The sequence below is a fragment of the Arthrobacter sp. TmtSoilC77 genome, from assembly GCF_059739415.1.
The window spans coordinates 2,087,741-2,111,398 of record NZ_AP046050.1 but is presented as its reverse complement, the minus strand read 5'-3'; the positions used below and the strand labels follow the sequence as shown (position 1 = coordinate 2,111,398).

At 59.8% G+C, this 23,658-nt stretch carries 20 protein-coding genes; 16 read left to right on the top strand and 4 right to left on the bottom strand.

The window, feature by feature from the left end; translation table 11 throughout:
- Positions 1 to 522: 522 nt before the first annotated feature.
- Positions 523 to 789 carry a metal-sensitive transcriptional regulator gene (locus AC6I99_RS09725; RefSeq protein WP_497960896.1) on the bottom strand — a complete coding sequence of 89 codons (267 nt, stop codon included), beginning with the start codon at positions 787 to 789 and terminating at the stop codon, positions 523 to 525.
- A gap of 305 nt (positions 790 to 1,094) precedes the next feature.
- Between AC6I99_RS09725 and AC6I99_RS09720 the strand changes: the two genes are divergently transcribed.
- The 9 genes from AC6I99_RS09720 to AC6I99_RS09680 all read left to right on the top strand — a co-directional run bounded on the left by AC6I99_RS09720 (position 1,095) and on the right by AC6I99_RS09680 (position 11,326).
- A complete protein-coding gene (locus AC6I99_RS09720) occupies positions 1,095 to 1,868 on the top strand; it encodes an MBL fold metallo-hydrolase (protein ID WP_497960895.1) in 774 nt (257 codons plus the stop codon).
- A 32-nt stretch (positions 1,869 to 1,900) separates the two neighbouring features.
- Entirely contained in the window at positions 1,901 to 2,308 is a 408-nt protein-coding gene (locus AC6I99_RS09715) for an ester cyclase (protein WP_497960894.1), read from the top strand.
- Between the two features lie 312 nt (positions 2,309 to 2,620).
- A complete protein-coding gene (locus tag AC6I99_RS09710; protein WP_497960893.1) occupies positions 2,621 to 3,913 on the top strand; it encodes an MFS transporter in 1,293 nt (430 codons plus the stop codon).
- A gap of 49 nt (positions 3,914 to 3,962) precedes the next feature.
- Positions 3,963 to 6,419 carry a glycoside hydrolase family 3 protein gene (locus AC6I99_RS09705; protein ID WP_497960892.1) on the top strand — a complete coding sequence of 819 codons (2,457 nt, stop codon included), beginning with the start codon at positions 3,963 to 3,965 and terminating at the stop codon, positions 6,417 to 6,419.
- Positions 6,420 to 6,422: 3 nt separating this feature from the next.
- Positions 6,423 to 7,052 carry a TetR/AcrR family transcriptional regulator gene (locus AC6I99_RS09700; RefSeq protein ID WP_497960891.1) on the top strand — a complete coding sequence of 210 codons (630 nt, stop codon included), beginning with the start codon at positions 6,423 to 6,425 and terminating at the stop codon, positions 7,050 to 7,052.
- A 137-nt stretch (positions 7,053 to 7,189) separates the two neighbouring features.
- Positions 7,190 to 7,639: a pyridoxamine 5'-phosphate oxidase family protein gene (locus tag AC6I99_RS09695; RefSeq protein WP_497960890.1), complete on the top strand. Its 450-nt coding sequence runs from the start codon at positions 7,190 to 7,192 to the stop codon at positions 7,637 to 7,639.
- A gap of 1 nt (position 7,640) precedes the next feature.
- On the top strand, positions 7,641 to 7,829 hold the full coding sequence (locus tag AC6I99_RS09690; RefSeq protein WP_497961950.1) for a DUF202 domain-containing protein: 189 nt from the start codon (positions 7,641 to 7,643) through the stop codon (positions 7,827 to 7,829).
- Positions 7,830 to 9,145: 1,316 nt separating this feature from the next.
- Complete coding sequence (locus AC6I99_RS09685) at positions 9,146 to 10,087, top strand: AraC-like ligand-binding domain-containing protein (RefSeq protein ID WP_497960889.1); 942 nt, start codon at positions 9,146 to 9,148, stop codon at positions 10,085 to 10,087.
- 159 nt (positions 10,088 to 10,246) lie between these two features.
- The gene (locus AC6I99_RS09680; RefSeq protein ID WP_497960888.1) at positions 10,247 to 11,326 is read left to right on the top strand and encodes a carbon-nitrogen hydrolase family protein; all 1,080 of its coding nucleotides are present in this window, start codon (positions 10,247 to 10,249) and stop codon (positions 11,324 to 11,326) included.
- Positions 11,327 to 11,708: 382 nt separating this feature from the next.
- On the opposite strand, the gene AC6I99_RS09675 is transcribed toward AC6I99_RS09680, so the two are convergent.
- The gene (locus AC6I99_RS09675; RefSeq protein WP_497960887.1) at positions 11,709 to 13,253 is read right to left on the bottom strand and encodes an IclR family transcriptional regulator; all 1,545 of its coding nucleotides are present in this window, start codon (positions 13,251 to 13,253) and stop codon (positions 11,709 to 11,711) included.
- 165 nt (positions 13,254 to 13,418) lie between these two features.
- On the opposite strand from AC6I99_RS09675, the gene AC6I99_RS09670 reads away from it, so the two are divergent.
- From AC6I99_RS09670 to AC6I99_RS09640, 7 genes are all read left to right on the top strand, one after another.
- Positions 13,419 to 14,732 (top strand): MFS transporter, encoded by a 1,314-nt coding sequence (locus AC6I99_RS09670; RefSeq protein WP_497960886.1) that lies wholly within the window; start codon positions 13,419 to 13,421, stop codon positions 14,730 to 14,732.
- A 12-nt stretch (positions 14,733 to 14,744) separates the two neighbouring features.
- The gene (locus AC6I99_RS09665; RefSeq protein ID WP_497960885.1) at positions 14,745 to 15,734 is read left to right on the top strand and encodes a hydroxyacid dehydrogenase; all 990 of its coding nucleotides are present in this window, start codon (positions 14,745 to 14,747) and stop codon (positions 15,732 to 15,734) included.
- Between the two features lie 15 nt (positions 15,735 to 15,749).
- On the top strand, positions 15,750 to 16,391 hold the full coding sequence (locus AC6I99_RS09660) for an RraA family protein (RefSeq protein ID WP_497960884.1): 642 nt from the start codon (positions 15,750 to 15,752) through the stop codon (positions 16,389 to 16,391).
- A 168-nt stretch (positions 16,392 to 16,559) separates the two neighbouring features.
- Positions 16,560 to 16,721, top strand: a complete 162-nt coding sequence (locus tag AC6I99_RS09655; RefSeq protein ID WP_497960883.1) for a hypothetical protein — start codon at positions 16,560 to 16,562, stop codon at positions 16,719 to 16,721.
- 440 nt (positions 16,722 to 17,161) lie between these two features.
- Positions 17,162 to 17,494, top strand: coding sequence for a hypothetical protein (locus tag AC6I99_RS09650; protein ID WP_497960882.1), 333 nt, complete (start codon positions 17,162 to 17,164; stop codon positions 17,492 to 17,494).
- Positions 17,491 to 21,054, top strand: a complete 3,564-nt coding sequence (gene mobF, locus AC6I99_RS09645) for a MobF family relaxase (RefSeq protein WP_497960881.1) — start codon at positions 17,491 to 17,493, stop codon at positions 21,052 to 21,054. The genes AC6I99_RS09650 and mobF overlap by 4 nt, the downstream gene beginning before the upstream one ends.
- Before the next feature lie 82 nt (positions 21,055 to 21,136).
- Entirely contained in the window at positions 21,137 to 21,580 is a 444-nt protein-coding gene (locus tag AC6I99_RS09640) for a hypothetical protein (protein ID WP_497960880.1), read from the top strand.
- Positions 21,581 to 21,887: 307 nt separating this feature from the next.
- Here AC6I99_RS09640 and AC6I99_RS09635 read toward each other — a convergent pair whose 3' ends face one another.
- On the bottom strand, positions 21,888 to 22,397 hold the full coding sequence (locus tag AC6I99_RS09635; RefSeq protein WP_497960879.1) for a single-stranded DNA-binding protein: 510 nt from the start codon (positions 22,395 to 22,397) through the stop codon (positions 21,888 to 21,890).
- Positions 22,398 to 22,442: 45 nt separating this feature from the next.
- Complete coding sequence (locus tag AC6I99_RS09630; RefSeq protein WP_497960878.1) at positions 22,443 to 23,588, bottom strand: ArdC-like ssDNA-binding domain-containing protein; 1,146 nt, start codon at positions 23,586 to 23,588, stop codon at positions 22,443 to 22,445.
- Between the last annotated feature and the right edge of the window lie 70 nt (positions 23,589 to 23,658).

Here is a 23,658-nt window from a genome sequence, read left to right as displayed (position 1 = left end):
GTGGGGGCGGGTCGGGACAATGTTCAACTCATGCCGCGGTAGTTCCCCGTCCTGGGTTCTTGTCAGACGCTCCTGGACCGAGACACTCCAAGGCTTACGTCAGCCTCGACTTAGCGCGCATGCCTGACATGGGGCATGCAGAAGGAGCTTTCCGTGTGCGGCCGCACCCTGGTTATAGATTGGTCTGTCAGCAACGGCTGAAGGCTTCCCAGGTGCTCCTCACCGTCAGCCAGTGACGAACATCGTTTTGAGCTGTCGAAGGCGTGGCGTTCTCTGTCTTGCGCATTTCAGTGGCGCCTTCCGGCGCCAATTCGGCAGTCCCCGCCGTCGTTGCTCCGCTCCCCCACTTAGCCGCCCAGCAAATCGGGTCTCATTGATAGCTGCCCCGCAAGGGAGCTGCCGCATTGGTCAAGGAGTCTGCGATTCTCAAGCAAGACTTCAACGCGCTGCATACCTACCATTGAATTCAGGAAATCTAAACAGCCATGAAGACGCTATATGCGGTGCCATAACGGACTGCTTTCAAGCCAGCGAAAGGAACATCTTCTCGAGTTCCTTAAGGTCGTCCGCGGTAGCCGGATGCTCTGCGTCCTGGAGGTGGTATTGGAGTGCCGTCGAGATGATGGCGAACCCAGCCCTATCGAGGGCTCGGGAGACAGTTGCCAGATTGTGCACCGCAACCCGGCATTCCTGTCCGCTTTCAATGGAGCTGATGACGGCGTCCAATTGACCGCGGGCTCGCTTGAGGCGGTTGAGCACGGGATTCATTTCTACCGGATCCAACTGCATGTTCTCTTCTCCTCATGAAAAATTGCGCTGGTACTTAGGTCAGAAAGTATACCCGCCGGGTATATTGCATACCCATGGGGTATCTGCCACCATGGAGTTGAACTTCAGGTGCCGAGGCCGCGATGCCAGTGCGGCCGTCAGCAACGAGATGAATATCAGGGAAACGTCGTTCCCGGCAGTGTCGGGAAGCGAGCGATACCACCTGTCTCATCCATTGCCACAAACGCCCGCCTACTGGGATGTTCGAGTATTAGCCTTGCCAAGGCGCGGATACCTGGAGCCAACCCACAATCAAAGGAGAAATCTTGTCTCTTGAAATTACGCTCGTCGGCGGCCCCACTGCGGTTCTCGACTTCGACGGTTTCCGCATCGTCATCGACCCGACGTTCGATGAGCCACAGTCATATCGGCCAGACGGCTCCCCTGTCACGATGATTAAGACGGTCGGACCGGCATTCACTCCGGAGGAACTGGCGCCCGTCCACCTGGTGCTCGCTTCACATGAGCACGAGGACAACCTGGACCATTCGGGACGTTCATTCCTGGCTGCAGCGGATAAGGGGCTGACGACCCCCGAGGCGGCTGCCAAGTTCGGGGATAACGTGGGAAGCCTGGAGTCCTACGAATCCTTAGTGGTTCCAATGCCTGACGGTCGAAACCTTAAGGTGACGGGTGTTCCGGCCCTTCATGGCCCTGATGGTGTATGGCAGATTGCCGGCCCGGTGACGGGTTGGGTCCTCTCCGGCGACGGCGTACCGACCACCTATGTGAGCGGCGACAATTCATGGCTCGAGCTGGTGGAGGAAATTGGCAACAAATGCGGACCCATTGACGTCGCAGTTCTTTTTGCAGGCGGAGCACGCTTCGAGGAACTGGGCGGAGCCTATCTGACGCTCAGTAATGAAGACGCACTTCAGGCGGCTCGGATTCTCGGCGACGCGACCATCGTCCCCGTCCACGCCGACTCCTGGGCGCACTTCTCCCAGACGGCGGCAGACTTGAAGCAGATGTTCGAGGACCAGGGTCTCGGCCACCGGATCGTCGCCCTCGAACCGGGGCAGACGGCGAAGATCAAGTAGCGCCCAATCCAAAACCGAAGATAGGTAATGCAATGACTCTGGAAGAAAACAAGAACTTGGTCCTTGACTTCTACGCTGCATTAAAGCGTGAAGACTATGAGGCGGCCGCCGGTATATGCGATGACGACTTTATCTTCTACAACCAGGTGGACACTCCTCACCATGGTATCGACGGCTTCATGGCAGCGGAGAAGAAGAATCTTGACGCGTTCGAGGGCTACAGCATGGCGATCGAGACTACTGCAGAGGAGGACCGCGTCGTGGCCTACATAGTTTTCGAGGGCAATCAAAGCAAAGAGATATTCGGCATCCCCCCCGCAGGAGCCCACCTTCGCATGTCGATGTGCAACCTGTTCCGCATTAAGAACGGCAAGATCGTCGAGAAGCGAGCGCATTTCGACCGCCTCGACCACATCGATCAACTCAGCAAAACCAACTGACCTTCATCCCAAACTCGTGCACCTCTAATGGGGTCACCGCAAGCCGGCGGTGACCCCATTAGCGCGTGCGGAAGTGGAAGCGCGACTTTCCACCCAACTTGCATCACGACCTGAAAGGGCCTCTCCGGAATCGATGGGGCCCGCGCTTAGGCCCCCGTGTGGCAGGTAAGTCTGTGCCCGGACCATATCACTATGTAACATTTTCATTAACAGACCGAGTGCTCGGTCCGTTAATGGTAAAGTGGTGATCATCACACTCGAACAACCATCTAAGTTCGAAACCCAACGCTTCTAAAGAAAGTGATGAGACCCATGGTTGCGTCTGATCCTGCAGCACGCCCCGGAGGAACGACTTCGCTGGCCGGGCGCGCTGTCCCCGTCCCGGTCGAAAAAGCCAAAGCCCGCGTCATAGCCACAATGGTGGTTGCCCGCCTCGGCCTCATGCTGGCTCTCTCCACCCCAGCACTGGCTGGTATGACACTCAAAGTGCAATCGCTCGTCGACCCGGCCGCGGTGGCGGGCACACTGGGAGCGGTAATCTCCACGGGCGCTTTCGCGGCACTCCTTTTCGATCCGATCTTCGGCCGCTTGAGCGACAGGACAGTTGGCCGCTTCGGCCGCCGCCGCCCCTGGCTGGTTTTCGGTGCTCTAGGCCTGCTGGCGAGCCTGGCGGTCATCGCCGCAGCACCAAACGTTACTCTGCTGGGTATGGGCTGGTTCTTCGCCCAGTCCCTAGGCAATGCTGCGGTCGCTGCACACACTGCGACGTTGGCCGACCAGGTACCCCAGAGGCAGCGTGGCAAGGTCAGCGGGATGATCGGTATTGCTCAGCAGGCGGCCGGTCTGGGGGCGGCCTATTCTGCCAGCTTCCTCGGCCAGAACATGCTCTTGCTGTTCCTTGTTCCCGGCGTTATCGGGCTGGTCTTGGTTCTTGTCTTTGCCTTCGTGTTGCCCGACCAGCCCATAGCCCCGAAACCGCATGCCGAAGGCGCACTGAGCACCGCCCTGAAGACATTTTGGGTCAACCCGTTCAAGCATCCGGACTTCGCATTTGCCTGGGCATCCCGCTTCCTCGTCGTCCTCGCCATGTTCATGTTCGTAACCTTCCGTCTCCTGTACTTACAGCAGGATCTGAACCTGTCGAAGGCAGAAGCCGCAGGCGTGCTGGCCAACGGCGTGCTCATCTACACCGCCGCCCTCGTCATCGCAGGACAGGCAGCCGGCTGGCTCTCAGACCGCCTCGCTCGCCGCAAAATCTTCATCTGGGCCTCTGCTGTCATCTTCGGCATCGGTACGTGGATGCTGAGCCAGGCCACCTCGGGGACTGGCTTCTACATGGCTGAGATGGTCATCGGGATCGGCTTCGGCATCTACATTGCAGTGGACCTCGCACTGGTCATTGACGTCCTGCCCAACCCCGAGGACACAGCCAAAGACCTGGGTGTCTTCAACATCGCCATGACCGGGCCGCAGACACTTGCACCAGGACTTGCTGCGGCCCTGCTGGCGGCGGGCGGAGGTAGCTACGACCTAATGCTTGCCGTAGCGGCCGGTATTGCGTTGCTTGGGGCAATCACCATCCTCCCCGTGAAGAAGGTCCGCTGAGCGGACCCGCCCCGACAGAGACGCACGGAATCAGGACGGGAACGAACCTATGACCTCGGATAACACCGCCACAGTAATTGAACGCGCCATTGAATCCCTCGATCTGACTGCCAAGATCAGGCTCCTCTCCGGAGCCAAAATGTTCAGTCTCTGGGCAGACCCGGACATCGGATTGGAAGAGATTCTGATGTCGGATGGTCCCACTGGGGTCCGCGGAGATGAAGTGGTGGGTGGGCGCATCAGCTGCCTCTTGCCCAACGCGACACTGCTTGCGCAGACATGGAATACCGAGGTCATGGACGAGGTTGGGGCCATTCTGGCGGATGAGGCCGAGGACCAGCACACCCATGTCGTTCTCGGGCCAACTGTCAATCTCCACAGAACCCCCTTGGGCGGGCGGCTCTTCGAATGCTTCAGTGAAGACCCGCTCCTTACCGGACATCTCGCGGCCGCCTACGTTAAAGCCCTGCAGAGGAGGAAGATCGCTGCAACGCCAAAACACTTTCTCGCCAACGAAGCCGAAACTGAACGCACCACGGTCGACTCTGTTGTCCCGGAGGACGCCCTGAGGGAGCTGTACCTGCTGCCCTTCGAAATCCTCGTCCAGGATGCGGAGCCATGGGCCATCATGGCCTCGTACAACCGGATCAACGGGGTCACAGCAACAGAACATGACGAACTCCTCAACACGATCCTGAAGGAGGAGTGGGGCTTCGACGGGCTGGTCATCTCCGACTGGTTTGCGACCAAGACCGCAACGGCAAGCGCGAATGGTGGCCTCGACCTGGTCATGCCGGGTCCTGACACGCCCTGGAGTCGGTCACTGGTCTCTGCCGTTCACAGCGGCGAAGTAGCCGAAAAGACCCTTGACGAGCACCTTCGCCGTCTCCTTCGGATGGCGGCACGGGTCGGCGCTTTCCACGGCAAGAGGTTCTGGACAGATGAACTGCCTCGGCCCGACAGCTTGGAACGCCGTGCACAGCTGCGCCGACTCGCAGCAGAAGGCATGACAGTTCTGGTTAACCGGAACGGAGCACTGCCGTTGTCCCGGAACAGTGGCGAAAAAATTGTTGTCATCGGCCGACATGCAATCGACACCGTAGCCCAAGGCGGTGGTTCAGCCATCGTTAGGCCGCCCCACGTGGTCACCATAGCTGACGGCATATCAGCCGCGCTCGGGTCCGCCAGGGTATCCATCCTCGACGGTGTCAGAACGCGCACCCAGTGGACCGCCGCGAGCCCGAGCCTGGTCCGCGACCCGGAAAGCGGAGCCCCGGGAGCCCGTGCACGGACATTCGATCGTCATGGAAATGTCATCCAATCCGTGCACCTGGAGGTACCTGAGCTCGAAGTCAGCACGGAAAGCTGGGTTGCCGGCGCTGCGCGGATCGAGCTTTCGGCCGAGATATGCATCGACAAGCCGGCCAGAATGCAGATCGGCGTCCGGGGCCCCGGAACCTGGCAGATTGTCGGGCCTGGTTACAGCGAAACCGTACGGGTGCCCTTCCATGAAGGCCCGGGCGGGGGCTTCTTCCGGCCGAAGAGCCACGCCAGCGCTCTTGATATTCATCCTGGCGCAGTAATTACGGCGGTCACGGATGCCGAGCAGGAGATGCGTCTCATCGGACTGGTCGCCCAGCCTGCCCTCAAAAGCGCCGCGGCGGCGATCCATGACGCCGTCGCGGCGGCCTCCGCCGCTGACACAGCCGTCGTAGTTGTTGGGCTCACTTCTGAACAGGAGACAGAAGGGCAGGACAAAATGACCCTGGCGCTTCCAGGAGATCAGGATGCGCTGGTAGCCGCTGTGGCCGCTGTTGCCAAGCGCACCGTGGTGGTCATTAACGCGGCCACTCCTGTACTAATGCCCTGGCTGGATTCGGTAGACGCTGTGCTTTTCGCCGGGCTGCCAGGCCAAGAAGCAGGAGATGCGGTGGCCGCAGCACTCACCGGCGACATCGAACCATCCGGGCGGCTCGTGACGACGTTCCCCGTCCGCGACGGTCAAGGGCCGGCCTGGTCCACGACACCGGTCCGCGGGAAGCTTTCCTACTCCGACGGCACCGGACTCGGCTACCGAGGCTGGAGCCTGAACGAAGAAACACCGCTCTTCTGGTTCGGTCACGGCCTGGGCTACTCCACCTGGGACTACCTGCATGCTGAAGTAACGGCCAGCGACCAGGGGATGGTGAAAGCACTTGAAGTGGTCCTGCAAAACACCGGTCACCGCACAGCACGCGAGACTGTCCAGGCCTACCTCATACCCGCCGACCGCACGATTCCGCCGCGACTCATCGGATGGTCACAGATCGTCCTCAGCCCCGGCGAACTGGCGCGAGTTGAGGTCCCCTGCGACGCAAGAGTGCAGCGGACCTGGGACACCGCTGCGCGCTGTTGGCGGCCCCTCACGGACGGCAGGATCGTTCTGGCCCGGGGGCTGGGCGACATCCGACTAGATTTGTCTAAGGCGCCCGGCCCGGCTCTGAACGCAGTAATGATGGAGGACTAGATCGTGTCATATCCCGCAGGCTACCGGATCGAACGAGAACACCCACGACGCCGCCGAACCGGCGAATTGGCAAGGCTCAAAGCCATTGAAGCAGCCATCGAACTGTTCGCCATAGGAGGCTACGCTGGAACTTCGGTCGCAGATGTTGCAGCTAAGACCGGACTCTCGCAATCCGGCCTGCTTCACCACTTTCCGTCCAAAGCAGCGCTCCTTACCGCCGTGTTGGAACACCGGTCAGCCGAGGACAACGAATTCCTCTTCGGAGAAACAGATGTTCCGCTGGGATGGGCGGCCTTCGACGCACTGCTCTCACTGGTCGCACGCAACTCGACCCGCCGTGACTGGGTGGGCCTGTTCGTTCGCCTCTCAGCAGAAGCCACCGACCCCGGCCATCCTGCTCACCAATGGCTTCTCGACCACTACGAAAGCCTGCGCAAGTGGCTCACCGAAGCCCTGGAACAAGGACAATCGGTCGGTGAAGTCCGGCCTGACGCTAACGTGTCCCTCATCGTAAACAACAGCATTGCCATGATGGACGGCCTACAGCAGCAGTGGCTGTGCAACCCCGGCCACCTCTCCATGGTCACCCATTTCCGCGCCTTCATAGACGACACCAAACGCAACTGGAGCTGACCGGCAGTGAACTGAAGCCGGAACACCACACCCCAGGTAGTCCATGCAGCAACGAACACAGCGCATAGGACGATCTGTGGATCCCACACCCCCTTTACAACCGCCTGCCACGAAACGAAACCACTGGAAAGTATCCCATGCCCGTACTTCCCGAGGACCTCTTCGAGTTTGCCTCGCAGCCCAATCCGAGCGTGATGGCGACACTCACCGCAGACGGCAACCCGGCCTGCGTTCCAGTCTGGTACCTCATTGAGGATCCCGGGCATCTCCTCCTCAGTATCGCCACAGACCAGTCGCGGGCAGACCGCCTGAACCACCTCCGCGCCGATCCCCGCATGTCGATCTCGATCCTCGGCCACGAGGACTGGCACCAGTCAGTCTCTATCCGAGGCACCGCAATAGAATTCTTCAACGACAAAGACCTGGTAATCATCGACGCGATGGCGGTGCACTATTCGGGTTCCTTCTACGCCAAACGCTCGCCACGCATGGCAGTAAGGGTGCGGATCGATGACTGGACAAGCGAGGTGTCACAGCCCGTGACTGATAATGTCCCTATCCGCAGGGAGGACAATCACGTTGAGTGATGTGAAGCGGTTGCCGGCGTCCGTCGACGAACACGGGTCCCAAACCGGCCCGCGGTTTACCCTGGCCAACGAACGCACCATACTGGCCTGGACCCGTACGTCCCACGCCCTCACTGCTTGCGTGGTGGAGAGGGAGGCCTTGGACGTGGTCTACACGAAGGACTTCGGTTCGACGCGTCGACCATGCTGATCGGCCTCGGGATACATACCACCTTCCATGCCGTCACGGGCTGGATGCGTACGAAGCACGCCCTACCGGTAAGGACTCCCTTAACTTTTCTGCCCTCCTGCCGCTTGTCTCCCCTGCCTGTCCGTGCTTGCCGGATCCCTTATCCAGATAAGAGTCCTGCCAAATGTTTTCGGTGCGTGATCTATGATTCTTGGCGCGGCGAGCAGCAATTGCAGCTGCCTGCCCGCCGTCGTGCGCAGACGTTATGTGCGGAATCACCGGCTGCTCACAGCTTCAGCAACAGCTGAGATGCCCTTGGCCAGAGGGCGGCTCATTGCCGTACTCTCTGGAACAACAAGTGCCGACGGCCTCGTATCGCTGTTCGTGGCGGCTTCCATTCAACTCAAAATATGAATGGCGGAACCACATGAGCATTCAGGGAGCGCCAGCCAATGAACCTCACCTCGTACCGGTCGGCGATGCGTCCAGTCGGATGCAAACAAGGTTTCGCCCGCCGGCGACTTTCCTCGGCGCCCTACAAAGGCCACGTCCTAGTTGCCGAAGACATCTGCCAAGCTTGGGCGTGGTTAAGAACTCGGCTGGCGGAACCAAGCGGTGTCGATAGGTGTCAGAGTCTCCAATCGCTCACGAGGAAGCGTCCGTCTGGCAGCCGAGGGCGGATACCGCATCCGCGCATCTGCGTCGAGTCCCTGCGGCAGGGATGGTCGGAGAGTGGACTGGCGCGCTGTCATTTTCAGGACGTATCCCAATTCAGTAGGCTCGTGACGGGCTTACATCACGGCCCGGAATGTGGCAGTCCCAGATGCGCTTGAAGTTGTCGCAATCGGGAGGGTCTCTTCAACCCTGCCATGGCACCGACCTCAGAGAAGTTAGAGTTCCCGATGCTCTCCTCGCCGTTCCCCTTGAGCTGCGATGACAGCCATTCAGGTAGGACAGGACTCGCTCCTGGCGGTCGGCAACTGCGCTAAGGTCCTCAGCGATTCCGCCAGTAAATTAATGGCGCCCAGCTCCTGGCGAGCTGTTCCAGTGTAAGGCCAACCGATACTATGTAGGTACTTGCAACTATGACATCCCAGCCACCGGGCCGCCCATGTGAACATCTAGAATTTCCGCCTGTTCGGCTCGAACATCCGCTTTAGCAGGCTTGCGGTGTGGCGGTTTACCGCTGCCCATGAAACGAGCTCTTGGCAGTTGCTCTTACTTGAGCTGGATTGGCTTTGAGGGAAGCGATTCGTGGGAGGACAGTTCAGATTCAACGATCGGGCAGTCCCTCGGGGGTCCTGCTATATAAGGTAGAGCCGTTAAGGAAACGCATTATGGCAACGGTTGTTCGTACGTCTTCTGTTCCGGTCCGGAGCAGGGTCGCTTTTTGGACTGAGAGTGTCTCAGAGGCGTTCGTAAGCCTCGACTGCAGGGCCGACGCCGGGCACGAGGACATTCAAGGAGAGCTGACCGCCCAGCCGCTGGGCTCTTTGGACCTCGCCCGTGTTCGTGCCACAGCGCAGTCAGTTCACCGTACTTCAAACGACATCAATTCATCCGCGGAGGACTTCTACCTCGTTGGAATTCAAACGGCTGGGTCCTGCCTCGTGACTCAGGCAGGACGATCGGCTGTCATTGAAAACGGAGCTTTCGCCCTATATGACACAACGCGGCCATACTCCCTTCGGCTGACAGACCACTTCGAACAGCTGGTGCTCCGGATGCCGCGAGGAGGACTTGAGGCACATCTTCCCAACGCTGGGGGGCTGACGGCGCTGGCAGTCGGCGCGGATCCGGGAGCTGCCCAAATCCTGGTCAAGACCGTAAGAATGCTGGCGGACGACATCGAGTTTCTCACTCCTTCCGCGGCATTGTCCGTCTCCCACGGACTGGAACATCTGCTCGTGGCCGGGCTGGGGAATCTGACCAGCAGGCTGCCTGACAGTGACAGTCAATCCAGGAGAAGGCTTATCCAGCGCTGCATTATGGACAACCTGAGAGACGACTCCCTGAACGTGGGGATGATCGCCGGGCAGCTTCACCTCTCGCCGAGCAGCATTCATCGCGCGTTCGCGCAGCAAGGGCAGACCGTTATGGGCTGGGTCTGGCAGCAGCGGCTGGAGGGAATCCGACAAGAGCTCATAGCCGGAAGCCATAAAGGAACATTGACCGAGCTGTCCTATGCCTGGGGATTCTCGGACTCTGCCCACTTCAGCAGGGCCTTCCGGCGCCAATTTGGCCAGCCCCCGTCGTCGTTACACCGGCCCACAACGTAGCCCTCCAGAGTGAGGCACTCCCTCGCTAGAGTCGCTAGAAAATCTGACACGTACGGTCAACGTTTATGCGATGCACAGGCAAGACATGCCTGCACCACCTGCCTAACCTTGAAAGCATCCAAGTCGCAGTGACTGAGGTCACAAATTTAGGAGCTCTCAATGGACCATCCCAGATTCAAGGCAGCGGCCATTCAGGCCGCCCCTGTCTTCCTCAACCTTGACGCCACCATCGACAAGGCGGTCGCCCTCATAGAGGAGGCCTCCAACAACGGCGCTGAAGTGATTGCTTTCCCCGAGACCTGGCTTCCAGGCTACCCCTGGTACGCCTGGCTGGACGCACCCGCACTGTGGCTGGCGAAATTCGGTCAGCGCTACTTCGATAGCTCCCTCGAGTACGGCACGCCCCAGGCCGAGCGTCTTGCCAAAGCTGCCAAGGACAACAACATCATGGTCGGTATGGGCCTGAGCGAACGAAGCGGCAGCAGCCTCTACATCGCCCAATGGATTATCGGCAGCGACGGAAAATCCATCGCCCAGCGCCGTAAGCTCAAGCCCACGCATGTGGAACGTACCATCTATGGCGAAGGGGACGGCAGCGATCTTTCCGTCTGGGACACAAAGCTTGGCCGGGTCGGCGGCCTCTGCTGCTGGGAGCACTTGCAGCCGCTCTCCAAATACGCCATGTACGCCCAGAACGAACAGCTCCATTTTGCAGCCTGGCCCAGCTTCTCCATCTATGAGGGAGGAGCCTATGCCCTCAGCGGCGAAGCCAACACCTCGGCCTCACGTGTGTACGCGCTTGAAGGCTCCTGCTACGTGCTGGCGCCCACAGCGATCGTTTCCCAGGAGATGCAAGATGAAATGTGCGAAACCGACTTGCAAAAAGCACTCCTGAAGACCGGCGGCGGATACAGCCGCATCTTTGGCCCTGACGGAAAACAGCTCCACGAGTCCCTGCCAACAGACCAGGAAGGGATCGTCTACGCCGACATTGACCTTGGATCAATCTCTCTGTCTAAAGCTATCGCAGACCCCGCCGGCCACTACTCACGAGCGGACGCCACCCAACTCGTCCTCAACAAGGCCGTCCGCCGCCCCGTCATCGAAACCGCCCCAGCCCAGCGGGCCGCACGGCGACCCTCTGTCGAGGCGGAGTCCGACGCTGCCGCCCAAACCTCCTCCTGGGATACCACTTCCGAGGAAACGGAAGGATTCGAGCAGGTTCCGCAGACCCTCTAGAGTCCTCTCCTCACAGTGTGCGTGGCCCCGTATCGGGACCACGCACACCGGATTGGACTCACATGGGCTCCGCCCTAGAGCTAATAGCAGTATTCATAACTCACGCAGGCCACAGCTTCGTACCGCTGGGTCCGCGTAGCCTGTGAGTGAGCGTAGCGCCGGACCACAAGGCAACAGCTATTTGGCTGCACCTTAAAAGAGCCCCAGACCGCTCCCTCGGACCCGGGGCACAAGTCAGCGGTCAATCTAGATGTGACCCTCCCCAGAAGGGTCACAACATGAATCTGATCTTTTCTAATTTTGATGTTCCTGGACGGCGGGCCCACCACTACCTTGATATTTAGAACATTTCGGCCAATAAGCCCAGTATTCCCTTGCCCGTTTAGGCATTTTCGGTGGAGAGCAGTTTCGTCACGCGCGCAGCGCTGGCTTGTACTGCCTGGGCCAGGACTTCTGGTGCTGAGTCTTGGATTCGGTAGCGGGGCACGGTTATGGTCAGTGATCCTCTGATGTTTCCGTCAATGAAGAAGGGGGCGGCTGTTCCGTGCGCCTCGGGGATTCTTTCGCCGTCGCCAATGGCCCACCCACGGTTTCGTATCTGCTCAAGATTTGCTTGTAACTCTGCGGGGTCGGTTACGGTCCGCCCGGTAAACGCTTGCAAATCCATTTTATTCGACGCTGCAGGCAGGTAAGCCAGGATGGCCTTGCCCGCGGCACCTGCGTGCAGAGGTACTTGAGACCCTATTTCTAATACGTAACGGACTCCGCTCTCTGAACCGGCAAACGTTGCTGCCATGTGAGCCGCGTGGGTGTTCTCGTCCAGAAGTACCAGCCCCACGGTTTCCCCCGTTTGCTGTGCCAGGTCCCGCAGTTCGTCTCCGATCAGGTCAGTGAGCTTTGTTTGGGGCCCTAGCTCAGCGGCCCACCGCAGGAGGGCAGGGCCTGCGATCCAGTTCCTAGGTCCTATCTGTGTCAACAAACCTGATTCTGCCGCCGAGTCCGCCAGTCGGCGGGCGGCAACTGATCCGGCGCCGACCACGTCGGCAAGTTTTCCGGAACCCAGGTCCGCCAACGGTCGGCTACACAGTTCGGTCAGAAGCCGCGATATTCGCTCTATTGAGGTCGCGGCGCCGAGGTCGCGCTTCTGGCGCGGACCTGGCTCGTTCAGGGCGGTTCGTGTAGCCGATTCGATCTCGGATGCGGTGGTCCGGAGTAAGTCTGCGGTCTCGTTAATGCCCGTTTCATCAAATTCATTGCGTGGCCTCGAGAGGGAGATAGAACCTACCATGTGTTCGCCGACGCTGAACGGGACAGCGACGCCGGCTGCGTCAGGGATGTGCTGCCCTAAACTGACCACTGCCCCCAGCTCGGCGTGGTCTTTAAGCGCTTGTTTGACCTGATCGAGGCTTTCCATTGAATGCTCGGTGTACTTGGGTAGATGCTGGGGCAGCCCTGTCGTTCCACGACGTGACAGGATCGCCAACCCGAGCGCACCGGCGTGAATAGGAAGCCTGCTCCCTGGCCGGAGGGTGTACCGCACCGGGGAATCTGGTTCGTGGGAAATCAACACGAAACACTCTTCGGGAAGATTCGATGCAATGGCCAGCAGTGCCGTGGCATTTGTGTCCTTGCTGAGTTGGGCCAGAAGTCGGGAGCCTTTGGCCAACAGGGGGTGGCGTTCATGGAGTGTTTGGGCCAGAACCCGCAGTCGGGGCCCCACCGAGTACGTGCTGGTGGCATCACGGGACAGTAGGCGCTCTTCGACCAACTTGCTCAAATTCCTGCTGATGGTGCTCTTGCTCGCATTGAGATGTTCAGCGAGTTCGCGAACTCCCCACCCGTACCCAGCACGGCTGATCACCGCTTCAAGTACAGCGAAGAGCTCGGCTGAGCCATCGCGCGGATTAGAGCGTGCGGGTTCTTCCATGACCGCAGTATCTCACGGCACCCTACGGCGGGCTGCTGCTTCCCCGGGCTCGTCCACCTCCCGGTTTCCAATCATCTTGACAGTGGCATGGAGCACATGCATTCTTTAACCATCAACACGAAATGGGACGTTGTCCCATTTATCTAAAGACAGAGAGGTCTTCGGATGACCACCCCAACCCTCACCGCTCCTGACCTGGAGCGTCGTAAAAAGGCCAAGAAAGCCACTGGCGTCGCCGCCTTCGGTACGTTCATCGAGTACTACGACTTCAGTGTCTACGGCTATGTTGCCGCGACACTGGCAACGGTGTTCTTCCCCAGTGAAGACCCGGTCGTGTCACTGTTGAACACCCTGCTTGTCTTCGGCTCAGCGTTTGTGGTCCGACCCCTCGGTGCCATATTCTTCGGCCGCCTAGGTGACCGCCGGGGCCGTCGGTACAGCCTGATCGCCAGCATCTCCCTCATGGGGGCCGCCGCTACACTTACGGGTCTCCTGCCCGGCTTCGCCCAGATCGGTGTCCTTGCACCGATTCTGCTGGTGGTCCTGCGCATGCTGCAGGGTTTCTCCACCGGCGGTGAGATCGGTGGCGCCGCGGCGTACATCCGGGAGTGGGCCGAACCGAGAAAGCGCTCACTCTACGTTTCGATGATTCCTGGCATCGCACAGTTTGGAAAGGGTCTCGCAGCAGGTTTGGCTGCCCTTGCTGCTTCTCTCATGCCGGCTGCTGCCATGACGGACTGGGGTTGGCGCATCCCGTTCCTCCTTGCCCTTCCCCTGGGCGTCCTGTGCTTGATCCTGCGTCTGAAGATAGAAGACAGTCCCGAATTCACGGCGATCAAGGACAAAGACACTACCTCCGAGAAGCCCTTCCGCGAGGTTTTGTCCAAGTACCCGAGGGCGCTGGCAAAAGTCACCACCATCTCCTTGGTCCAGAATCTGGGCACCTACATCGGCACAGTCTTCGTTGCGGTTTACTTCAGTGAGGTCCTCGGCTTCAAGAAAAGCGAAGCCTCAACCATTGTTCTGCTTGCCGTAATCTTCGCCGCCGTACTGATTCCCTTCGCCGGACAATTGGGTGATCGCATTGGTGGGCGCAAGGTGCTGCTCTGGTCCTACCTGGCCTACGCCATCATCTCTATCCCTTCATTCGCGCTGATGAACCAGCATTCCTTCGTCTTGGCACTCCTGGGACTGGGGCTGGGCATCATTCCGTACGCCCTCTGCCAAGCCGGCACTTATGGCTCCATGCTCGAGTTCTATCCCACCCGCGTCCGCCACACCGGCGTCGCGTTCGGTCACAGCATCGGTGCAGTCATCGGCGGCGGTGCAGGCCCTTACCTGGCCACTTGGCTCATTGACCTCACCGGGAACACCTTTGTGCCCGCGTTTGTCTTGGTTGTCGCCGGCGTCATTGGCCTCCTTGTGGTCGGTTTGCTCGTGAAACCGAACCACGATCCCTCCGATCATCTCTACCGTTAGGCCCTGTTTCCCATGACCGAGATATATATCTCCGACCCCATCCACGCTGCCGTGCTGGCTGATATACAGGCAGCAGCAACTGTCCACCTCGGTTTCGGCCCGGAAAAAGTGGATTACCTTGACGTCAGCACGAACGTTGAAGCGGTGATCCTCCGAGCCGAGAACTTCACCAAGAACATCATCGAGGCCTCCCCGCAGCTGAGGATCATCGCCCGCCACGGTGTCGGCACCAACAACGTGGACATCGACGCCGCAACCGAGCAAGGAGTGTGGGTCACCACTACGCCCGGGGCCAACAGCAACGCCGTGGCCGAGCACGTCTTCGCACTTCTGCTCTCCGGCGCGCGACGCATACCCGCAGCCGTGAACTCCGTGAGGACCGGGAATTGGTCAGAAGCCAAAGCAGATCTGATTGGCTTCGAGCTCTCCGGCCGCACCATGGGCATTATCGGCTTCGGAGCCATAGGGCGCCGGGTCGCAGCGATCGCCCAAGGCTTCGGTATGAGCGTCATGGCCTGCGACCCTGTCGTCAAGGACGAGGATGTAAAAGCTAGTGGGGCACAGCTGGTGTCACTGGATGAACTGATCACCGAGGCAGACGCGATCAGCATCCATGCACCCCTGCTCCCGTCAACACACCACATGATCGGGGCACCTGAACTGGCCCGCATGAAAAAGAATGCCTTCATCGTCAACACCTCACGGGGCGGGCTCGTGAACGAAACGGCGTTGGTGGAAGCCCTCAACAAGAGGCTAATTGCCGGAGCGGCATTCGACGTCCTCGAAGCCGAGAACGTCGACATGAAGGACCCGCTCAATCACACACCGTTCCCGCACGCCACCACTCCAGGACTGATCCTGACTCCACACATCGCAGGGCAAACCGATGAAGCCTTCCTCGAAGCCGGGGCCGGGGCCTGGGCCGAAACCCGACTGGTCCTCACCGGCAATCCCCCGGAACACCCGGTCAACAACCCTGCTCTCCGCCCGACCCACGCCTAAGCCAGAAAGTCCCTGATGTACATCAACGTCTCCGCAGAAAACATCTCCGTCCACCCGGAGTGGCCCAGACCATCCCAGGAACTCATCCAGTCGCTGGCAGCCTTCCCTCCAGCCCTCATCGGCGATGTCCGGAACCGTCTAGATATGATGTCCGCCGACATCCGCTGCCTTACCCCCGACATCCGTCTCGCCGGCGGGGTTCTGCCCATCCAGATTTGGGAAGGGGACAACCTCGCCATCCACCGTGGCCTTGACGAAGCCAAACCCGGTGACGTCCTGGTCATCTCGGGCAACGGAGTCACTAACCGTTCGGTCTTCGGCGGCATCCTCGCGGAGATCTGCCTCAACAAAGGTGTAACCGGTGTCATCATCGACGGGGCTGTGCGCGATATCGAGGAGATAAATGAAATGGGCCTCCCCCTCTACGCCAAAGCCACGGTACCCGCCGGGCCCTCAAAGAACGGCCCCGGTGTCGTCGGCAAGCCCGTCGCGTGCGGCAACGTCGTATGCAACCCCGGCGACATAGTCATCGGCGACCGGGACGGCATCGTAGTGATCCCTCAATCCGAAGCCCTGGAAACACTCCAGCGACTCCCCCATCAGGAAGACGTTGAGAAACAAATCCGGAATCGGATCAAAGCCACTGCCACCAACTGAAGTGATTGGCTGTCACCGCAGGCTGGTGACCGCCAGTCCTCCCATCAGAAGAAAGCTGGAACACTCGTGACCTGTTATAGGCACGCAAACTGGGAAGATCTCGTCGGAGCTCTCGTCGAGATCCGACACAACGGTGACATTGTGCGAACAGGTATCGTCGAACACGCAATGCCTGACGGATCTGCCGTCTGGATCACCTCAGACGGCGGCCACCCACGCAGGATCTACGAAAAGTCCGAAGGATTCCTGATCTACGTTGAACCCAGGCAGCTATCCGGGCCCTCAACCTACCGAATGACCACGGAGCAGCTAAACCGCCAAAACCACTAGATTCACACCTGTGTAAGCGGCGACTACAAAAGAAGCCGCCGCGGTGCTTATCGGCGCTATCCAGCACAGATTCTGGTTCTCGTGGGACTTTCCTCAGGGGTGCTTGTTCATTGTCCAGGCGCAGACTGGACTCTCGAATCTCTAGGCTCAGACTCTTCGAGGACAGCGCGGCCGACAAAGCGTTTGCCAAATTTGCGAAACAGCCTGTTGCGCAAATGGCAGGAGATTGGCGTCCTTCAAGCAATCCCTGCCAATCAGACCCTTGACCGACAGAGTTGTCTGCCCTGGGCCGCCTCCCTTCTGCACGAGAAAGAGACCACAGCAGCGATCGCCCCTCTCACAGGCCCCACCTTCCCTCACACCTCTGGCATCCAAGGCCAAACTCGTCATCGAAGCACTTAGCGTCATGGTGAAGTGACCCGCCGCATCAATGAACAGCTGTGAATAGGAAGACGACACCGGCAGAGATCGACGCCATCTGCAGAGAGCGCATCGACCGTCTCACCACCGAGCTCAGGAACCAGTCCTCGGAACTCGAGCGCCTCCACGCGATCTACGCAGAGTCAGAAGCCAAGAACAACCTCCTCCACAACGAAGTCCTGCGACTCAAACGCGCCCAACGAACGAACGTCCAGGAACTGGCTCACGTTGCTGCTGCACTGCTCCACTTCTCACGCGCAAAGGGAATTGCCCTCGACGCCACAAGCGTAAGCATCCTCCGACGTCGAGGTTGGTTACCCGGCAAGCCTCAAGCAAGAGTCAGCCGACCATGACAATGTCCATCGCCCGGCTGTCTGTGATGTCGGGTCTCAAGTACCTCTTCAAGTCCACGATGCTGGACGATCAGCCCTCGAGTCCCCAAGACACCATCGGCTACTACGTCAAGGCGGGAACACCACAAGGTCGATGGGTCGGCAGCGGTCTCAACGGAATCGACCGCGCAAAGGGTGACCTAGTTACAGAATCCGCCGCGAGGTCCATCTTCCAAAAAGCCGAACACCCAGACAAGAAAACACCGCTTGGCCGCCCGTACGGCGAAGCCAACATTGCCCAGAAGGCCCAAGGGCAATCCCAGCCTAGGCACGCCGTCGCCGGTTTTGACCTGACATTCAGCGTCCCCAAATCCGTCTCCGCACTTTGGGCCCTGAGCCCACGGCAACTCCAAGAAGACATTCTCACGACCCACCACCAAGCCGTGGAAGCAACCCTGAAGTGGCTTGAAGACTTGGTCATCAACACTCGCGCTGGCCGTAACGGCGTCGCCCACCTCGGCACGCGTGGAGTCATCGCAGCGGCCTTCGACCATTGGGAGTCTCGAGCTGGCGATCCACAACTCCACACCCACGTCGTGATCGCCAACCGCGTCCAGCGCATCACTGACAATGCCTGGGCCACCTTGGATTCCCGGAGCCTGTACAAGGCAGTAGTTGCAGCGAGCGAGCACTACAACGGATTGCTCTTCGACGCTCTCGGCCAGAACCTGGGTACGGAAACGGACATCCGCTCCCCCGCCCTGAACACACACCATCCGAGCCAGCAACTCACTGGAGTAGATGATGCCCTGATTCGCGAGTTCTCCAATCGATCACGACTCATCGATGTTGAAACCGACCGTCTGGTGCACGCGTGGACCGCGGAGCACGGCACACCGCCGAGTGCTACAACCATCGTCAAGCTGCGACAGCAGGCAACACTCTCAACGCGAAACCCCAAGGAGGCCGCCCCGTCTCCCCTACACGAAGTTTCCGCCCGATGGCGCAACCGATCTAAACTCAAGGGTTTCGATCCCGAAACCGTCGTAACCTCCACCATCCAGCGGTCGCACCACCGTCCGTTCCACACTGGTGACTTCACTCCTGACTGGATTGCCGCCGTCGGGCTTGTCACCAGACAGCAGGTGGCCGCCAAGCGGTCCACATGGAATCGCTGGAACCTGATCGCAGAAGCAGAGCGCGTTTGCGCCGAGATTCGCTGCGCCTCCGTTGCAGACCGCAACGTCATGATCGACGCCGTCGCGACGTCGGCCGAACAGCATTCCGTGCCGCTCAACGAGTACCGATACAGCCTTCCTGCCGGCGCGGGTGATGACCTGCGGTACGCAGACCGTATGGTCTTCGAGTTCCACGGTTCACGCCTCTACACGGATGAGGCCACGCTCGCCTTTGAGGATCAGATTCTTGCGGCAAGGAACGACGACGGCGGGCCGGCGGTGAGTGCGCACGTCGCCATGGAATCACTCGCTTCATACACAACAAACGGCCCCGTTGAGCTGCATGAGGATCAGAGAGCGGCGGCTGCTGAGGTCCTGTTGAGTGCACACCGGCTTGATGCTTTGGTGGGACCGGCCGGGACAGGCAAAACGACGACACTCGGTGCCATCAAGGCCGCTTGGGAAGCGGAATTCGGAACAGGCAGCATTGTCGGTCTGGCGCCGGCGGCTGCGAGCGCGGAGGTTCTTGGCTCAGGGCTGGGAATGGTCGCTGAGAATGTTTCAAAGTGGCTTTTCGAGTCTGTTGGCAGTGGGGCGAGCCATCGGGCCACGGCGTACTTCGAAGCGCAGTCGCGGATCGGATCGATCGTGGGTTCCCGCAACGCCTTCGCTGCTGTGCTCGAACAACGGCTTGCCCGACTGGCGGCAGAGCAAATTCAGTGGTTGTTCAAGCCGCATCAGCTAGTCATCGTTGATGAGGCGTCGATGGTGTCGACGCAGCAGCTCGCCGCGATCGTTCGGCAGGCCCAGGATTGTGATGCGAAGGTCCTGTTGGTGGGAGATCCTGGTCAGCTGGATTCAATCGATGCCGGCGGTGTTCTTGGTTGGTTGGATCGGCAAGGGAAAGCTGCCCGTTTGAGCTCCATATGGCGGTTTCGAAACGAGTGGGAACGTTCGGCGTCGTTGGGCTTGCGCGACGGTGACGCGACGGTTCTGGGCGAGTATGAGCGGCGCGGCCGGATCAGTCACGGCAGATACCTGGACATGGTCGACCGCGCATACTCCTCCTGGCATGCCGATGTGCTCTCAGGGCAAAGATCTGTGTTGATTGCACCCGACAATGAGACCGTCCAGATACTCAACGAACGGGCCCAAGCTGACAGGGTGATCCAAGGAGTTGTTGACGCTGAACATACTCTGGCGCTCAGAGACCGCCTACGTGCGGGCAGTGGCGACATCATCATCGCGCGGCGCAACGACAGGAGGCTTCAGGATAGCCAAGGCGCTTTCGTTCGAAACGGCACACTATTGGAAGTGCTCGATATCAACGCACGTGAAGGGTCCCTAAGAGCCCGCAACACGCTCACAGGTGCAATCGTCCATCTCGGTTTCTCTTATCTGCAGTCGTCCATGGAGCTGGGCTACGCAACCACCGCCCATCGCTCCCAAGGCATCACCGTTGATACCGCCCACACGGTCGTGACTCCGGGTCGCCTCACCCGCGAACTTCTTTACGTGAGCATGACGCGGGGCCGGGAATCCAACACCGCATACATCAGTGAGAACGACCCCGACGAAGACGAAATCCTGGACCCCGCCGCCCAAACGGGTTGGAGAGGGGTCCTTGCAGAAGTCCTGGCAGCAGAAGGGGCAGAGCGAACTGCCCACGAAGTTCGCGCCTTTGAAACGGCGCATGCGGACAGTCTCGAGAGACTATCTCGGGAGTATGACTACCTGGCCCAGATAGCGGCCGGCGCTGATCTGACACGGGCTATCGAAGACGTGTCCGCCGGAAAATCAAGCGCATTTCTGACTTCACCTGCTTGGGGAGCTGCAGTTGCCACGTGGCGAAGGGCTATCGGCTTCAATCGATCAGGCGCTCGCCGCGTCTTGACCGGTGCCCTTCAAACGGACAGCACCGCCGAGGATCCAGCGGCAATCGCCCACTCCCGACTCCGCCGGTTCATCAAGGGAATGCCACAGGCCGCGATTGATCCGCGCACCGAGAATTTCACCACAGCAAGGCAGGACCTCGAGTCAGCGCTCAACCAGATGCGCCAGAGAATCCACAACAGGATCGAATACGTCGGACGATCCGCCCTGATGGACGAGCCATCTTGGACTGCGGCCTTGTTTGAGAAGCTAGGCTCCAACCCAGATCCACTCGAAGCGGCGATACTGGTTCGCAAGGTAGCTGTTTACCGGGATCGGTGGAATGTCGGCAACTCTCCCCTGCCCTTGGGTGCGGCCCCATCGGAGTATGAGTGGGAGCAGCTTTCGCAGTGGAACGAGCTTCACCGCAGTTTTGCTCGTGTCGCAAGTCTGAAGGCAGTTGACGCTGATGCCGGCACCGTCAACACACCGGAGCCCGCAAGCCTTATCAACGCTGGTTGGCAGCTTTAAACTGGAACCAGAGGCCCGAATGCAAAGTAACCCAACCGTCAAGCCCAGAGTTGGAACACCCGCTCTTGTTATCGTGAGCGCGGTGACGTTGGTCCTCGCCGTCGTGGCGGTGGCACTTGCTTCTGCAGGTCCCGGCAACGGCTGGTTCTTTGCAGGAGTGGCGGCTTTGGGTCTCGTCACCTTGTTGTATTGGGCCCTGCGCTTCCGCAACCAACGCGTCTGGCAGAACGCAACAGATGCTCACTGGCAGCAACTCGAAAACGTCAAGAGCAGTAGCGGGACCACTACCGAGATCACTGTCCTCAGCGTTGATGCCCTGCAGCCAACAGGCTCGTGGATCACCATCCTGTGGAATCGGTTCGACTTCACGCAGCCCGCTTGGATCGAAGCACTCCCCGAGCCAATCTGGCCCGGCTCCGTTCTCCTCATCAGACCGGACCCAGACCAAGTGCGGCCAGGATCTCCATGGCCGGCGACGTATCTCATCAGAGGTAGCCAGATCCTCGCGTGGGCGCCGCAACTGTAGGCCAGAAGGCGTTCACTGGGAGCCGCGGCACCGTTTCAAGATATCCAACTCGAGGCCGTTGCCTACAGGGGCCTCCCTCGCCATGTTTCGGCGTCTACCCGCTTAACCTGACCTGCGGGAAACCATTGGACGTGATAGACCCGCAGGTCATCCACCCACTCGATGATCCCATACGATCGCGTGTACTTGATAGCCCGGCCGTAGATCATTGAACAATGATTAGAACATATATTCGAATGGATGGCTCCGGAGCAGGAAGAAGCCCACGCTGCACGGGCAGCGTGGGCTTGAGCATGGAGAGAGCGGATCACATCGTCATGTCATTCCGCGACCCGCCTAAAGGGGACGCCACCACCGGATTTTTCGTCGTCACGTTGTAAACCGGCCAGCCCGTAGCGGTCGTCGCCTCCGGCCCGGCGGCCTCCACCGCCACTTCCGGCTCGGACACAGCGCGTGCAGACCGCTGGTAAGTGGCAGTCCCGAACCGGAGATCCGGCCCAATCGTGTCAGCAATGATGCGCCGAGCCTCGCGCCGCTCACCGTCTTTGTCGTACGCGCGGAATTCAAGCTCTCCCGACACGGTCACAGGGTCGCCCTTCTTGAGTGATGTGGTGGCGTTCTCTGCGAGCATTCGGAACGCGGACACGTTGTGAAAGACCGGTTCGCCATCCCTCCAGGTGCCATCTGGGTTCTGGATCCGTTGGTTCACGGCAACCCGCAGCTTCGCATGCGGTGTACCGGATTCGCCGATAGTCAGCTCAGGGTCGGCCACGAGATTTCCTGCGATGGTGATGGGAATCTTTGTATTCACAGTCATTACCTTTCCTTGTCGACGGGCTTCTCCCATCGGACAACTTTTTGCTCAGGGCCCGGCCAGCTCAGGACCGCCCATCGAAGGGCCAGGACCCGGGACGCCGGCGTATGTGGAAGAAGCTGTCACGGTTCGGCCCGCATCAACTGCCGCTAGCTTCCCTCCAAACCCCGGCGGGTCGGACACTGCAAGAATTCCCTTGGTAGCAGCTGTCACGCGCCCAAGGACAGACTTGGCGATGTCCACGCGAGACGTCACCGCCCGACCCTCCAGCGTCACCCGCTTCATGTCCCGCTCGGCGTTAATCACGGCATCTGCCCACCCAGCCAAGTAGGTTGCCGATTGTGGCCCTCGATCGATGCCGTGAGCCCTGAGGACCGTGTAGGCGACCGACTCGGCTTCCACTTCGGCCAAGCCCCTATGGTTTGCGCTGCTGCCATATAGCCGACCAACACTGTCGTCCGGTCCGTGCAACAGGACGTGGCCGAGTTCGTGGGCAAGCACGGCCACCTGCTCTTCGGTGTTCATCCAAAGGCCAATTTGGATTCGACGAGCGTCGAAGTCCGTGTAGCCACTCGTATAGCCGTACTGGACGCCTGACACATCAACCCTGAAGCCGTTTTCCTTCGCTACTTCGCAGAGAGATCGCCACAGCTCGTCCAGATTCGCCCCAGATTGAGCACCCCGTCGGGGCACCAGCAGGGGCGTTCCCTCAGTTTGGGTGACATCAAAGACTGCCTGTCCACGCCAACCTGTGATGACGTTCTTTTTGCCGCTGCTAACTGCATCCGTAGGTACTGCCTGGCTCACCGGCAGAAGCTTTCGCTGACCGTCTGCCAGCGTCAGTTCCTGCATTGCTGCTGTCCGCGGTGCGATGATCCACAGCGCGTGTTCGCCCCTCAATACCGTCCGTCCATGGCGCGCCCACTCCTTATAGCCGGCCACAAGCGTGGGTTCTTCAGCTCCCCGCTGAGCCATCTGCATCATCAAGAGCGCGACATTGCCGCCCGAATATCGCCACAACGTCGCTGAAGCGTCCAGTAGAATCTGCCAGCGGGCGGGCGAGTCAATCGCCTGCTCCAGGGCGGAGTGAAGCCCCTCCGTAAGGTTGGCGATGCGATCCTCCGCGGACATTCGAACGGCAGAGGAGCCAGCGTCAGCCCCGCGGGAGTCATGTGAATCATGTGCAGCGGCCACGACAGCCATCCTTCATACTTCTGAACCAGCCCCAAAAAGGGGATCACTTCTCCATGTCCGGCATGTGTGT

What these genes read in the sequence shown, in the direction of transcription:
- AC6I99_RS09725 (WP_497960896.1), bottom strand. Translation starts at nt 789, where the DNA reads ATGCAGTTGGATCCGGTAGAAATGAATCCCGTGCTCAACCGCCTCAAG.
- AC6I99_RS09715 (WP_497960894.1), top strand. Translation starts at nt 1,901, where the DNA reads ATGACTCTGGAAGAAAACAAGAACTTGGTCCTTGACTTCTACGCTGCA.
- AC6I99_RS09710 (WP_497960893.1), top strand. Translation starts at nt 2,621, where the DNA reads ATGGTTGCGTCTGATCCTGCAGCACGCCCCGGAGGAACGACTTCGCTG.
- AC6I99_RS09705 (WP_497960892.1), top strand. Translation starts at nt 3,963, where the DNA reads ATGACCTCGGATAACACCGCCACAGTAATTGAACGCGCCATTGAATCC.
- AC6I99_RS09695 (WP_497960890.1), top strand. Translation starts at nt 7,190, where the DNA reads ATGCCCGTACTTCCCGAGGACCTCTTCGAGTTTGCCTCGCAGCCCAAT.
- AC6I99_RS09685 (WP_497960889.1), top strand. Translation starts at nt 9,146, where the DNA reads ATGGCAACGGTTGTTCGTACGTCTTCTGTTCCGGTCCGGAGCAGGGTC.
- AC6I99_RS09680 (WP_497960888.1), top strand. Translation starts at nt 10,247, where the DNA reads ATGGACCATCCCAGATTCAAGGCAGCGGCCATTCAGGCCGCCCCTGTC.
- AC6I99_RS09675 (WP_497960887.1), bottom strand. Translation starts at nt 13,253, where the DNA reads ATGGAAGAACCCGCACGCTCTAATCCGCGCGATGGCTCAGCCGAGCTC.
- AC6I99_RS09670 (WP_497960886.1), top strand. Translation starts at nt 13,419, where the DNA reads ATGACCACCCCAACCCTCACCGCTCCTGACCTGGAGCGTCGTAAAAAG.
- AC6I99_RS09665 (WP_497960885.1), top strand. Translation starts at nt 14,745, where the DNA reads ATGACCGAGATATATATCTCCGACCCCATCCACGCTGCCGTGCTGGCT.
- AC6I99_RS09660 (WP_497960884.1), top strand. Translation starts at nt 15,750, where the DNA reads ATGTACATCAACGTCTCCGCAGAAAACATCTCCGTCCACCCGGAGTGG.
- AC6I99_RS09655 (WP_497960883.1), top strand. Translation starts at nt 16,560, where the DNA reads ATGCCTGACGGATCTGCCGTCTGGATCACCTCAGACGGCGGCCACCCA.
- mobF (WP_497960881.1), top strand. Translation starts at nt 17,491, where the DNA reads ATGACAATGTCCATCGCCCGGCTGTCTGTGATGTCGGGTCTCAAGTAC.
- AC6I99_RS09635 (WP_497960879.1), bottom strand. Translation starts at nt 22,397, where the DNA reads ATGACTGTGAATACAAAGATTCCCATCACCATCGCAGGAAATCTCGTG.